We start from the raw sequence: 13,366 nt of genomic DNA, 5'->3' as shown, positions 1-13,366 counted from the left end.
GTCAGCTGTGCCGAAGCCGGGATCAGTACTTGATCCGCAGGCCCAGGCCGTAGCGTGCGCCGTTCTCGTACACGCCGATTGGCAAGCCGTCGGTGGTGTTGATGCGCACCAACTCGTTCGTCAGATTGACGGCCGAGGCATACACGCTCAGCTTGGGCGTGATGTCGTAGTTGGCGGTGGCATCCCACTGGCCGTAGGCGCTGTTGACGTCTTGGCCGCCCATGTCCAGATTGCCGTAGGACTTGGAGCGATAGTTGTAAGACAAGCGCAGACTGAGGCCGTTCTTCTCGTAGTAACCGCTCCAGTTGAACTGGTCACGCGAGTTGCCCAAGACTTGCAGACGCGGCTGGCCCGCGACAGCACCCGCCTTGGCATCGGTGTAGGTGTAGTTCACCACCGTGCCGAAGCCCGTGTTGCCAAAGGCCTGCTGGTACTGCAACTCAAAGCCCTTGATGTCGGCGCCGTTGTCGGCGTTGTAGGGACGTGTGACCGTCAATGTTTCGCCGTTCACCACTTCAGACTGCGCGTTCTTGTAGATGAAGGAGTCCAGCTTCTTGATGAAGGCCGTACCCGACACCATCGACGCATCCGCAAAGTACCACTCCGCACCCAACTCGGCTTGGTTGGAGTGCACGGGCTTCAACATTGGATTGCCAGCGGTGGCCTTGGACAGCACCGTGCCGTCGCGCACCATGCCGGGGTTCAGCAGGTCGAAGGACTGGCGTGCCATGGCGCGTGACACGGCACCGCGCAGAATCACTTCCTTGCTCAGGTCATACACCACGTTGAGGTTGGGCAGCGCGTCGGTGTAGCTGTTGGTCTGGCTGGTGGGTGCAAACGACCCGCTGGCAAGTTGCGCAAAGCCTTCCGAGGTTTGCTCGGTACGCACCAAACGCACACCAAAGTCGCCGCGCAGCTTGCCGGTGGCGTATTCAGCCTTGGCGTAGGCGGCCGAGATTTTTTCGTGGATCTTGTAGTCCTCGCTCAGCACATCGGCGTAGACCATGGACTTTTGGTACATGGGGATGCCTTTGCTGGCCACCAAGCCATCGTCAAACCAAGCGTATTGCGTCAGCGCCCCAGGTGAATTGGCAGCTTGGCTCAGCTGCGGCGACGCACCACTGGAGAGGTCTGCCAGCGAGAACGACTGCCAGCCCGCAGAGCCCGGACCCGCCGTGCCCTGGATGCGTGTGTTCTGCAGCGTGTTGTCGCGGAACTTGACGCCCACCTTGACGGCGTTGATGACCGAGTTGTCCACGTCAAAGGTCACGTCGCCCTGGGCATAGTTCTCCTTGCCCGTCATCTTGCGGATGCGGTCGTTGCCGCCCTTCAGCGTCAGCGCCTTGGGGTCCAGCGGGTTGATGTCCAGGTACTTCACGCCATAGGTGTCGGGGCCCATATTGATCTGGGTGCGGGTGTCGCCTTCCATCCAGAAGTGGTAGTCGTGGCTGCTGCCGCCTTCACTGGAGGTGCTGCCCACTTGGCCGTGTGCTTTCCAGGTTGAGCCCTGGTAAGTGCCGTCAAGATCCAGCACATCCGACTTGACGTAGGAGTTGCGGTAGATGGGCTCGAAGGACACACCTGTCTTAGGGCCCACCGTGCCGCCCACCAAGGCCTTGGTGCCGTCAGAGGTGGTAATGAACTTGGGGTCGGTCACGGCGATATTGCCGTTCACCGCCAAGCCCCCCGCCTGCCACAGGTAGTTCTGGTTGTTGTTGTCCATCTTCATGTCCGAATTCATGTAATTCAGGACGATGTCGGTGGCTGAATTCGGGCGGAATTGCAGAGCCAGATTGGCGGTGGTGCGCTCACGGTCCTGACGGAAGATGGCCGAGCCACCGCCCCAAGCCGCGTAGGCTGGTGTGTTCACGCCGTTCTGGTCAACGATGTTGTATTTGCCGTCGGAGAACATCTCCAAGCCGTCGCGGCGCATGGTGCGCTTTTGCTTGTTGACGGCCACCATCACGCCAAAAGTCTTGTCGTCGTTCTTCCAGTTCAGCAGACCGGAGAGTTGCGGGTCAGTCTTGCCGGGCAGCTTGCTGTAGATGGCCTCCACCGAGCCTTGCAGCGTCAGCTGGTCTTTGAACTCCATGGGCTTGCGGGTACGCACGATCACCAGACCGCCCACGCTGCCTTCGTCCAGATCGGCCGAGGGGCTCTTGAAGACATCCAAGCTACCAACGATTTCAGACGGCAGCATGTCGTAGTTGAAGCTGCGGGTTTGCGGCTCGTTCAACCACCACTCCGACGAGGACACGGCCTGCCCGTTCAACTGCGTCATGTTGAGGTTCTTGTCAGTGCCGCGCACGAAGATGGCCTTGCCCTCGCCCCAGCTGCGATCCACCGAGATACCAGGCACGCGTTGCAACGAGTCGGCCACGTTCTTGTCGGGGAACTTGCCCAGATCTTCAGCGCGGATCGAGTCAACGATGTTCAGCGATTCACGCTTTTCCGCCAGGTTCTTTTTCAAGGTGGCGCGCACGCCGGTGATCTCCACCAGATCGAGCTTTTCAGCTTCGGCGGCTGAAGCAGCGACAGCAGGTGCAGCGGCCTGATCCGCAGCTTGAACGGCTTGCAAGGCCAAGGCGCCCAGCATCGCGGTCAAAAGTTGGGGCAAAAGTTTCTGCTTGAAAATAGGTTCAGCCACGAGATCACTCCTTATTAGAAATTTGAAATTGGGACGTCCGGTTTGGTGAAGCTAATTTAGCGGCTGGACAGTCCCTTGCGCCACCGCGTTGCGCTTTGATGGACTTCATTGCATCCAAGTTACAAAGCGTGTCGACAGGGCAAGAATTTCAAAGGGAAAACCCGAGCTTCGCGGGGGCGAAAACTCGGGTTTTCCCTTTATTCATCGACCCTGTGCGCGTTCAATGCACGCATGCCGCCACGCGTGCGCGCCGTGAATTTGCTCAGCTCATGGCAGCTCTGGCGCGGGCATCACCGTCGCGCTGCAATCCCCAAAACCGATACGCCGAGCACCCGGTCGAGTGGCGTGGCCGCGAATGATCACTGTGTCGCCATCTTGCAAAAACCGTCTAATTTCGCCGTTAGGCAAAATGACATCCTGCTTGCCGCCGAGAGAAAGCTCCAGCAGCGAGCCGCCTTCACAAGCTTCTGGCCCCGATTGCGTGCCGGTGCCCAGCAAATCACCGGGCTGCATATTGCAGCCGTTGCTGGCGTGGTGGGTCAGCATCTGCGCCAAGGTCCAGTACGCGTGCTTGAAGTTGGAGCGCATCAGTCGCACCGCCGACAAGCCCGCCACCCGCATGGCTGCGGTTTGCAGGAAGACTTCAAGCTCGATGTCGTAGCCGCCTTCGCTGCGGTTCTTTGCACTGTCCAGATAGGGCAGCGGCTGCGGGTCGTCGGCCGGGTGCGCAAAGGCGATGCGGAAGGGTTCCAGCGCTTCCATGCTGACAATCCACGGTGAGATCGTGGTGCCGAAATTTTTCGCCAGAAACGGCCCCAGCGGCTGGTACTCCCAGGCCTGCACGTCGCGCGCCGACCAGTCATTGAGCAGCGTCAGCCCGAACAAATGCTCGTCCGCTTGCGCCATGGGGATGGGCTCACCCAAAGCATTGCCGCCTGCCACAAAGACACCCAGCTCCAACTCGTAGTCCAGGCGTTTGCAGGACGCCAGCACGGGCACGTCAGCGTCCGGCGCTTTCAACTGCCCCAGGGGCCGGCGCACCGCTCCACCACTCACCCCGATGGAAGAGCTGCGTCCGTGATAGCCGATAGGCACCCATTTGTAGTTGGGCAATAACGGGTTGTCTGGGCGGAACAGCTTGCCCACTGTCGTCGCATGATGAATGCCGGTATAGAAGTCGGTGTAGTCGCCAATACGGCAAGGCACCGCCATCTGCGCCTCGGACTGGGGCAGCAAGGCGGCACGCAAGGCGGCCTCCTGCGGGCTGCCCGCCAACAAGGCATCAAACAAGGCATGACGCAGGCGCCGGCGCCGCGCAGCAGCTTGCGCCATGAAGGTATTGAGATCGCCTTGCGCAAGCGCTTGCAACATCACTTCAACATCGGTTGCCCAGCGGCCCAGCGACGCAGCCTTGCGGAGGTCGAGAATCTGCTCGCCAATGGCGATGCCCACCCGCGCGTCTTCGTTGGAGCCCGTGCGACGGAACAAGCCGTAGGGCAGGTTCTGAATGGGGAAGTCTGTGTCCGGCGCGTTGGCGCTGGTCACCCAGCTTTGTGCATCGGCTTGGTGGGTGTGGTCGATCAAACTCATGGCATTTAAAGGTTGGAAGGGGTTGTACCGGGCAGCGCAGCGGCGCCGCGAGCACTTGGCAAGAACGCGGTCTCACGCGCAAGGGCCAGCGCCTCACCCAGCACGGCGGCATCGCCGATATGGTTGGCCAACACCAGCACCAGCCGGGCCAACAAAGCGTCGGCCTGCTCGTCATTGAGGTCGCGCTGGGTGTGGATCAGAGCCTCGTAGAAGGCATCGGGGTCCGCCATATTGGGGCTACGGATTAAACGCTTGATGTCTGGGTAATTCATGCGAAAGCCTCAGTCTCCTGCGCATCAAGCGCCAAACTACGGCGCAACGCGACCCGCATCAAATGCGGCTGCGGGGCGCGCCATCGCGCCGCCACGATTTGATCGGGGCGGATCAAATACACGGTACCGGGCCGGGCGTCATAACGTCGAGTCAGCACGCCATCAGTGTCATGCACATCCCGCCCTACCACCAGGGCTTGGGCGTTGATGCGGCCCACTGAGACGGGTGCCACCGCGCACCAACTCAACAAGACAAAGCCTTGCCCGGCGCGCGCCAACTGACGCAGCAGCCAATCGGCCTGCCCGTCCACCAGCAAGGGCGCATCAGGGCAGGCACTGCCGGGGGGAGGCGCTTCGGCAGCAAATGCATCGGCGGCGCCCGGGCTTTCCACATCAGCGCTGATGAGGGGTGAGTTCGCATACACGGTCGGTGTCGACAGGCGCCCACTGTTGACGAACGGGCGGGCGAAAGGCTCGGTGCGCGCCAGCGTCAGCACGGCATTGCGCAGGCGCAGCGAGGCCCGGCTCTTGGGGGTGATGAAGTCGGTGGAGCGGGTGCTTTGACGCAGGTTGTCGTCCGCTGCCCAGGCGCGCTCCAGGTGGTAGCTGTCCAGCAGCGCCTCCGGGGCGGCGCCCGCCAGCACGGCTTGCAACTTCCAACCGAGGTTGTCGGCGTCCTGCACGCCGGAGTTGGCGCCGCGCGCACCGAAGGGCGAAACCTGATGCGCGGCATCCCCCGCAAATAGCACACGCCCGTGGCGAAATTGGTCAATGCGACGGCAGGCAAATTGGTAGACCGAAACCCACTCCAGCTCAAAGGCCACATCGGGGCCGAGCATGGCCTGGATGCGGGGGATGACGTTCTCCGGCTTTTTCTCTTCAACCGGATCAGCCTCCCAGCCCAGCTGAAAATCGATGCGCCACACGCCGTGGCTTTGCTTGTGCAGCAACACCGACTGCCCCGGATGAAACGGCGGATCGAACCAGAACCAACGCTCAGGCTCCCCCCCCAATCGCCGCAGGCTGCCTCCCGCACGGGCATCGGCGGGCAACAGCGCGTCGGTGTCGATCACCACGTCGGCAATCAAGAATCGATCTTGAAAAGCTTGTCCACTGAAGTCAGCCCCCACCATGCGGCGGGTGTCGCTGCCCGCGCCGTCGCAGGCGACCACCCAATCGGCGCCCATATCGAATTCACCGTCGGGGGTTTCAACGCGCAGCCGGGCGCCCTGCACGCCCTTTGCGTTTTGTGTCAGCGCCAGCAATTTGTGCTTCCAGCGCAGGTCGATCAGCGCGTGTTGCTCGCAGGCCCTCACCAAACTTTCTTCCAAGTAGTACTGCTGGAGATTGATCATGGCGGGCATCTCATGCCCGGGCTGCGGCTGCAGATCGAACTGGTAGCTCAAGCCTTCACCAAAAAAGACTTTGCCCACGCGCCAGCTCACCCCTTGCGCCAGCAGCGGTGCTGCCACGCCCAGGCGGCCCCACACCTCCAGCGTGCGCTGGGCATAGCAAACGGCGCGCGACCCGATGCTGACGCTGTTGTTGTCGTCCAGCACGACGGTGGCAATGCCGCGTGCCGCGCAGTCCAACGCCATGCTCAAGCCCACAGGCCCGGCGCCAATGATCACCAGCGGGTGTTGGCGAAATTCCGCCCGCGCCTGCTCCTCGCTCTGCACATAGCTGAACTCTGAATAGTTGTAGGTCTTTTGCACGGCCACCTCCTGGCTCATGGACATTGACAGTGACAGATGAGCCAGCGCTGCGGCTCAGGCGTGCAGGCTGTGGTCGTGCATCCAGGCCGCGTGCTTGGGCGCGCGCTTGGTACGGGTCCATTCCTCCAGCATCTCGCGCTTGCAGGCATCGAGTTTGGCGTACATCTCGGGCGTGCCAACATCGGCGGCCAACTCCAGGCGGTGGCCGTTCGGGTCGAAGAAATAAATGCTCTTGAAAATGGTGTGGTCGGTGATGCCGATGACCTCAATGCCCGCGGCCTGCAGACGCGTCTTGGCCGCCTCCAACTCAGCCACACTGCCCACCTTCAAGGCGATGTGCTGCACCCATTCCGGCGTGTTGGTGTCGCGCCCCATGGCAGGTGAATTGGGCAGCTCGAAGAAGGCCAACACATTGCCGCCGCCGGCGTCCATGAAGATGTGCATGTACGGGTCGGCCGCCTGGGTCGAAGGCACTTTGTCCTCCGCGATGGCCAGCACAAAGTTCATGCCCAAATGCTTTTCATACCAGTCGACCGTGGTCTTGGCGTCTTTGCAGCGATATGCCACGTGATGGATGCGTTCGATGTTCATGGTGAGGTCTCCGTCTTTGAGCAAAGGTTCAGGCGCCTTCCAGCGCCTGCCACATGGCCACGTCGCGCTCGGCAGTCCAGATGCGCGGATCCACTTGACCGCTGGCTTCGTCATAGGCGCGGGTCACGTCGAAAGGCATGCAGTGTGCAAAGATCACCCAGTGCCCGTAGTCTTTGACCATGCGCTCGAAAGTGCGCTGGTACACCCGCTTCAAGTCTTCGCCAGCCGCCGCCCCGGCCTTCACGCTGGCGTACAGCTCGCTCACAAAAGCACGCGTGCCTGCCAAGCCGGCAGCCACCTGCTCGGGCGTTTGCAGCGCGGCGCCGCGCCCGGGCACCAGCTTGGCGGGCTGCAAGGCGGCGAGTTGGTCCAGCGTGTGTGGCCAGTCCTGAAAATAGGCATCGCCGGCATAGGGTGTGGCATCAAACTCCACCAGGTCGCCCGAGAACAGCACCCGATCTTGCGGCAACCACACCACCGTATCGCCCTTGGTGTGGCCACGGCCCAGCTGCAGAATTTGCACCTCCAGCTTGCCCATCCACAGAGTCATTTTTCCGGTGAAGGTGAGCGTCGGCCACGTCAGGCCCGCCGGCACCGATTCAACATTGGCAAACAACCGGGGGAAGCGGCCGATCTCGCTCGCCTTGTCTTGCTCGCCTCGCTCCGTGATCAGGTCGAAGGTGTCTTGGCTGGCAATGATTTGCTCGCAGCCCTCTGTCTGATAAGCCGAGGCACCCAGCACGCGCACGGCGTGATAGTGGCTCAACAACACATATTTGATGGGCTTGTCGGTGACCTCGCGGATGCGGCGGATCACGTCTTGCGCCATGGCTGGCGTGGCCTGGGTGTCGATCACCATCACCGCGTTATCGCCGATGACGATGCCAGTGTTCGGGTCTCCTTCGGCCGTATACGCATAGGCGTGCTCGGACAGCTTGTCAAAGCTGACCCGCTTGATCTCCAGATCGGCTTGAGAGGCAAAGCTCTTGGGTGTTGATGTCATGGCGGCTTCACTGAGTTCACACAGAACCTTCGGCGACCCCGAAGTTTCAAGCGATGAATTTAATCAAAGTTTAATTAATTTGTCTATTGCTAATTTTTAACCCTCATCCCAAAACAAGTTCGGTTCTAATCGCAGCCATGATTTCGCCCTCCTCCCTCCCGCCCGAAGACAAGCAAGGTCCGCGCGGTATCCAGAGCATTGAAGTGGGCGGCCAGTTGCTGATCGCCCTCGCCCATCACGGCCGGCCCATGGCCTTGAAAGATTTGGCGCGTGAAAGCGGCATGGCTCCCGCCAAGGCGCACCCCTACTTGGTCAGCTTTATCAAATTGGGTTTGGTCGAACAAGAAACCAGCAGCGGGCGCTACGGCCTGGGGCCGCTGGCCTTACAGCTGGGCCTGATCAGCCTGCAGCAGTACGAGCCGGTGCGGCTGGCCACGCCGCGCATCGAAGAATTGGCGCAGCAGCTAGGGCACACCGTAGCCATCGCGGTGTGGGGCAATCGCGGCCCCACCATCGTGCGGGTGGCGGAAGCGCCTAGCCCCGTGCACATCAGCATGCGCCATGGCACCGTCATGAGTTTGACGGGAACCGCCTCCGGCCGGCTGTTTGCGGCCCACCTGCCCGCAGCCATGGTGCAAGACGCCTTGGCCACTGAACGGGAGATCCAGGGCGGTCACCCCTCCACCGCGATCGACCCCCACTTCAACGCCCAATTGGCGCAGGTGCGCGCTGCGGGCATGGCCCAATCGTCAGACGGTGTGGTGCAAGGCGTCAGCGCGCTGGCCGCGCCGGTATTTGACGATCAAGGCCGCATGGTGTTGAGCCTCACCGCCATCGGCCCCAGCGGCAGTTTCGAGGTGGATTTGAACGGTGACACGGCCCGCCGCTTGCTCGCCGCCGGCCTGGATCTGTCGCGCCAGTTAGGTTGGCGCCAAGATCCCGTGCGCTAAAGACCAAGCACAGATTTACTGACGCAGCTTGGCCAATAAGGCGGCCTCGGCGGCCGCGTCGTAAAAATAGGAATACAAGGTGCGCGCTGCTTGCGCACCAGCCGCGCTTCCACCCAAACGACCGATTTGCTCACGCGCCCAGATCAAGTCCAGCGTCATCAGCACCGCAGGCGCGTTGACGCGCGGATTCAGCCGGGCCTCCGCGTGGACCTTGAAGCCCAGCATGCGGCGGTAAAACGCCACATGCCGCGGGTTCACCTCGATCACCAGCAGATTGCAGCAGGCAAGCCGGTGGGCATGCAGATAGGCAACATGGAACAAATGTCCCAGCAACCCCTTGCTTTCCGCAATGTCGTGGTCCAGCGCCAAGCGTCCAAACTCGCACAAACGCAAGCCTTCGGCTCGCAAAGCATGCAGTTCGTTCGCGAAAATAGCGTCGGCGCGCAAACCGTGTGCGTCATCAAAACGAACAGCGATGGTGCCCACCGTGCACGCGCCTTCAAAAGCAGAGCAGATGATCTCTGCCCCATCCGGCTGGGTACTGAGGTCGTTGCACAGATACCCGCGATCCGCATAACGACGGGCCACGAGACCACGGGCCTGACCCCAGTGCTCATGCTGCGCAGTCTGAATAGTCAATCCGTTCGCCAGGCGCCGTGGGGAGGCAAGTTCGGTGCAATCAGTCATCAATGGCTCGCGTGTATCTGTCAGCGATTTCAAGAAGCTTTGAAACCGGACGCAAGTCTAGCGAGCAATTCGTGAAAAAATTACTGAAAAACAAGAAGTTACAACAAACAGATGAGGTGATGGATCACAGTTTGCTGTAGCGCCTCGCGCCCGCACGGGTGGGGCATGCGCGCTCACAGCAAGTTTAATTTTTTGGCTTCTGCGCTGAGCTCCTCTCGGAACTTGGGGTGCGCGATGGCGATCAACTCCTGCGCCCGCTGTTTGGCGGACTTTCCACGCAGCTGAGCCACGCCAAATTCGCTCACCACATAGCTGATGTCGTTCTTGCTGGTGCTCATGTGGGTGCCGGGGGTCAAAGTGGGCACGATGCGGCTGATGGCATCGTCTTTGGCCGTTGAAGGCACAACGATAAAGGCCTTGCCCCCCTTTGAGCGATTGGCCGCACGCACAAAGTCGCTTTGCCCACCGGTGCCTGAATACGGCCTGGGCCCCAGACTCTCCGAGCCACACTGGCCGAGCAAATCGATCTGCAGCGTCGCGTTGATGGCCACCAGATTGTCATTGCGGCTGGCCAGATAGGGGTCATTGGTGAAGTCGACCGGATGCATTTCAAGCGCCGGATTGCGGTCGATGAAGCGGTAGAGCTTTTGCGAACCCAAAGCGAAGGTTGCCACCATCTTGCCAGGCAGGTAATTCTTGCGCCGGTTGGTGACCGCGCCGCTTTCAATCAGCGTCAAGATGCCGTCGCCGATCATCTCAGTGTGAATACCCAGATCACGCTTGGCCGTGAGTTGCATCACCACGGCGTCGGGAATGCCGCCGTAGCCTATTTGCAGCGTAGAGCCGTCATCAATCATGTCCGCCACATACTTGCCAATGGCTTGCTGCACCGGCCCAATCTTGGGCAAACCGACCTCCTGCAAAGGATCACTGCTTTCAACCAACGCACTGATCTGCGAGATGTGCACATGGCAGTTACCGTAAGCGAACGGCACATGGGGATTGACCTCCAACACCACCACCCGGGCCTTGGCCACCGCTGCCATCGTGTAGTCGGCCCCCAGGCTGAGCGAGAAATAGCCGTACGCATCCATCGGCGATGCCATGGCGAACACCACATCCGCCGGAATCAAGCCGCGCTCAATCAGCGAGGGCATTTCTGAAAAATAGCTGGGGATGAAATCAATCCACCCCTCTTTGCCACCAAGTCGCGACGCAGCGCCATAAAAATACGACACGTGCCGCACATGCTCGGTCGTTTCCGCGTCGAAATAGCCGAACTTGCGCACCGGCAAAATCTGCCCGACCTTGATGTCACGAAACTGGCGCCGTTGTTCGGACAAAGCCGTCAGCAAGGCTGGTGGCTCACCCACACCCGTTGGCACCACAATGAAATCGCCTTGACGCAACAGCGCAAGCGCGTCGACTGCGCTGCGCAGCTTTTGCTTGTAAAGGTCTTGAACGGACATGATGGGACAACTCTCCGGAGGACTATCCACCCGAGTGTGCCTCCCCAACCCTGTGACCAACCTTACATCGCAGCCGGGCACTCACCTTTGCCAGCGACCTGAATTGCTGAAAGCGCAACGCAAAATGAAAATGGACCTGAAAGCCTGTGCCTTCAAGTCCATTTTTTCTTCTAATTTTTGGTCGGAACGGTGGGATTCGAACTCACTACCCCTTGCACCCCATTCAGTTATATCGGAATACCGACAAGCACCAAACAGCATCACATTGCACTCTAACAGTTTGTTTTTAAATACATTTTTGCACCACCAAACACCATCCAGTACCAATGAGCGTCAGTGAATCCCATCAAAAAGTGTCACAATAAGTGTCACAGAAACGAATTGCGGCAAAAGCATGGCGAAGCTCTCAGACAGACTCATTAAGGCAGCCAAAGGTGAAGGCAAAGACCAATTCCTCGGAGATGGCGGCGGACTCTATCTCCGCGTCACACCTGTTGGCACCAAGGTCTGGATGTACCGATTCAAGAACGCCACCAATCAGACCAAGTGGCTTGACCTTGGCACTTACCCCTCAAAGAGTCTGGCCGAAGCTAGAGCCGACGCAACGTCATTGAAGGTAAAGCGAAGAGAGGGAATCGACCCGGTAGAGGAGCGGGCGCGGCTAGCCGACGCAAATCGCGCAGCCGAGGCAGAAAGCAAAGCAAAGCTGGCAGCATTCAATGCCCGGATGAAAGTACAAGAGTTGTACGAGCGATGGATCGCACTTGAAATCTCCAAGCGCAAAGACCAAGGTGCAGGAACCCGCCGAATGTTCGAAAAGGATGTGTTGCCGGACTTAGGTGAAATGGCCGTCGAAGATGTTCGCAAGGGCCACATTGCGGCAGTCGTAGACAAAGTGCTAGCCCGTGGCGGCAATGGCCGGATGGCTGCACTTGTGTTGTCCAGTATGCGGCAAATGCTGCGCTTTGCAGTGGAGCGCGACGTTATCGATGGCGACCCGACCGCGACGATCTGCAAGAGCCGCATCCATAAGCCCACAGAACGCGAGCGAGTGCTATCAGCCGAGGAACTTGCCATCTTGATTGCAAGATTGCCAAATGCGGGCCTTTGCGAGTCATCCCAGCTTGCTGTACTTGCGATGCTTTCGACCTGCTGTCGGGTTGGTGAGTTGTCAAAGGCCAATCTGAAGGACTTGGATTTGGACAAAGCCACTTGGCGCATCCCTGCCGAAAACAGTAAGAACAAACGCGAGCACATCGTCGCACTGTCCGACTTTTCGATTGGCGTAATGAGAACACTCAAAGACCGCGCAGACCGAATCGGCAGTGAATGGCTCCTGCCCGCCCGCAATAAGTTAGACCCGCACAAGAAGCCCCTCCCCGTCTGCGAGAAGTCGCTATCCAAACAGATCGGTGACAGGCAGCGTCCTGGCCAAAAACCCATGAAGGGGCGCTCTCCCTTGGTGGACGCACTTGTCCTAGCCGGGGGGAAGTGGACAGCGCATGACCTTCGACGAACGGGCGCTACCCTTATGGGGGAATTGGGCGTACGCCCAGACGTGATTGAGCGGTGCCTCAATCACACCGAGCAAGACCGTATGAAGCGGACATATCAGCGGCACTCCTACCAAGAGGAAATGCGGGCCGCCTGGAGCCTTCTAGGCGACCGGCTGGCACTGATTTCATGCCCACAAGCCAATATCACTGTACTGCCGATGCGGGCAGCCTAAATTTATCTCTCAAGATAAGTTGGTGCCTAGCTATAATTAATAGAGCAGCATAGGACAACGCTTATGCACAGCATGTTTGGCGTCGTTTTCTCGCCGGGAGAATTCGTTACGCCAAATGGGCAGGGCCTCGAAAACCCAACTGAGCAACTTGGAGCCAGCGTTCCATCAAGACAGCGGTAGTCAAACCACTACTGCCTCAGTCCTTGAAAATCTGGGTGTCAGCGCACGCACACTGCTACCGGCCTTATCAATTGTTTATCAATTGTCATAGGCCGTTCCTTTTCGAACGCCTATGGCGCACAGGACAGGAAAATATGCACCCAATTACACGAAAAATTTACCGCCTCAAAGATGTTTGCGCAGTCTATGGGCTCTCGCGCAGCACGATCTATCGTTTGATAGAAAGAGGTCTATTCCCCAAGCCCATCAAAATCGGCCTCAGCGCGGTCGGCTGGGATGCGGATGATCTATCGACTTGGTATTGCGAGCGCAAATTTGAGCTAATTTGACCGGAGCCGCAATGTCAACACAACAGCCTAGAACCGTCAGGGAACTGCTCGCAGCACTCATCGACACTCAAAACGTGAGTATTCAGTCTGACCTGCAATACCTCGCCAACCCGCATGAACACTGGTGATTTGGGGTGAATGCCGATGGTCGGAACTCCCAGGAAGATATCCAATCGATATTGATTTCTGGGAGTTCTGGAGGGG

The 13,366-nt window shown here is 59.5% G+C and carries 12 protein-coding genes; 3 read left to right on the top strand and 9 right to left on the bottom strand.

Annotated elements, in window-relative coordinates; genetic code table 11:
* Positions 1-22 precede the first annotated feature (22 nt).
* The 6 genes from PRZ01_RS00055 to PRZ01_RS00030 form a co-directional block, all read right to left on the bottom strand.
* On the bottom strand, positions 23-2,617 hold the full coding sequence (locus PRZ01_RS00055) for a TonB-dependent receptor (protein WP_273594714.1): 2,595 nt from the start codon (positions 2,615-2,617) through the stop codon (positions 23-25).
* A 297-nt stretch (positions 2,618-2,914) separates the two neighbouring features.
* Positions 2,915-4,237, bottom strand: a complete 1,323-nt coding sequence (fahA, locus tag PRZ01_RS00050; protein ID WP_273594713.1) for a fumarylacetoacetase — start codon at positions 4,235-4,237, stop codon at positions 2,915-2,917.
* A gap of 5 nt (positions 4,238-4,242) precedes the next feature.
* Positions 4,243-4,509, bottom strand: a complete 267-nt coding sequence (locus PRZ01_RS00045; RefSeq protein ID WP_273594712.1) for a DUF2783 domain-containing protein — start codon at positions 4,507-4,509, stop codon at positions 4,243-4,245.
* Positions 4,506-6,248 (bottom strand): FAD-dependent oxidoreductase, encoded by a 1,743-nt coding sequence (locus tag PRZ01_RS00040; protein ID WP_273594711.1) that lies wholly within the window; start codon positions 6,246-6,248, stop codon positions 4,506-4,508. Before PRZ01_RS00040 ends, PRZ01_RS00045 begins: the two co-directional genes overlap by 4 nt.
* Before the next feature lie 30 nt (positions 6,249-6,278).
* Positions 6,279-6,815 carry a VOC family protein gene (locus PRZ01_RS00035; RefSeq protein ID WP_273594710.1) on the bottom strand — a complete coding sequence of 179 codons (537 nt, stop codon included), beginning with the start codon at positions 6,813-6,815 and terminating at the stop codon, positions 6,279-6,281.
* A gap of 28 nt (positions 6,816-6,843) precedes the next feature.
* Positions 6,844-7,818, bottom strand: coding sequence for an MBL fold metallo-hydrolase (locus PRZ01_RS00030; protein WP_273594709.1), 975 nt, complete (start codon positions 7,816-7,818; stop codon positions 6,844-6,846).
* Positions 7,819-7,955: 137 nt separating this feature from the next.
* On the opposite strand from PRZ01_RS00030, the gene PRZ01_RS00025 reads away from it, so the two are divergent.
* Positions 7,956-8,768, top strand: a complete 813-nt coding sequence (locus PRZ01_RS00025) for an IclR family transcriptional regulator (RefSeq protein WP_273594708.1) — start codon at positions 7,956-7,958, stop codon at positions 8,766-8,768.
* A gap of 15 nt (positions 8,769-8,783) precedes the next feature.
* Here PRZ01_RS00025 and PRZ01_RS00020 read toward each other — a convergent pair whose 3' ends face one another.
* Together PRZ01_RS00020 and PRZ01_RS00015 are read right to left on the bottom strand one after the other, a co-directional pair.
* A complete protein-coding gene (locus PRZ01_RS00020) occupies positions 8,784-9,407 on the bottom strand; it encodes an N-acyl amino acid synthase FeeM domain-containing protein (protein ID WP_273594707.1) in 624 nt (207 codons plus the stop codon).
* Positions 9,408-9,628: 221 nt separating this feature from the next.
* Complete coding sequence (locus PRZ01_RS00015; protein ID WP_273594706.1) at positions 9,629-10,924, bottom strand: acetyl-CoA hydrolase/transferase family protein; 1,296 nt, start codon at positions 10,922-10,924, stop codon at positions 9,629-9,631.
* Positions 10,925-11,318: 394 nt separating this feature from the next.
* Between PRZ01_RS00015 and PRZ01_RS00010 the strand changes: the two genes are divergently transcribed.
* Both PRZ01_RS00010 and PRZ01_RS19290 read left to right on the top strand, forming a co-directional pair.
* A complete protein-coding gene (locus PRZ01_RS00010; RefSeq protein ID WP_273594705.1) occupies positions 11,319-12,653 on the top strand; it encodes a tyrosine-type recombinase/integrase in 1,335 nt (444 codons plus the stop codon).
* A 314-nt stretch (positions 12,654-12,967) separates the two neighbouring features.
* Complete coding sequence (locus PRZ01_RS19290; protein WP_409993782.1) at positions 12,968-13,162, top strand: helix-turn-helix transcriptional regulator; 195 nt, start codon at positions 12,968-12,970, stop codon at positions 13,160-13,162.
* Positions 13,163-13,176: 14 nt separating this feature from the next.
* Here the strand turns inward: PRZ01_RS19290 and PRZ01_RS00005 are convergent.
* A partial coding sequence (locus PRZ01_RS00005; RefSeq protein ID WP_273594704.1) for a hypothetical protein occupies positions 13,177-13,366 on the bottom strand: 190 nt, incomplete at its 5' end.

The sequence above is a fragment of the Roseateles koreensis genome, from assembly GCF_028595305.1.
Taxonomy (GTDB): domain Bacteria; phylum Pseudomonadota; class Gammaproteobacteria; order Burkholderiales; family Burkholderiaceae_C; genus Paucibacter_A; species Paucibacter_A koreensis.
The sequence above is the reverse complement of the archived record's forward strand: the minus strand, read 5'-3'. Positions and strand labels throughout refer to the sequence as shown.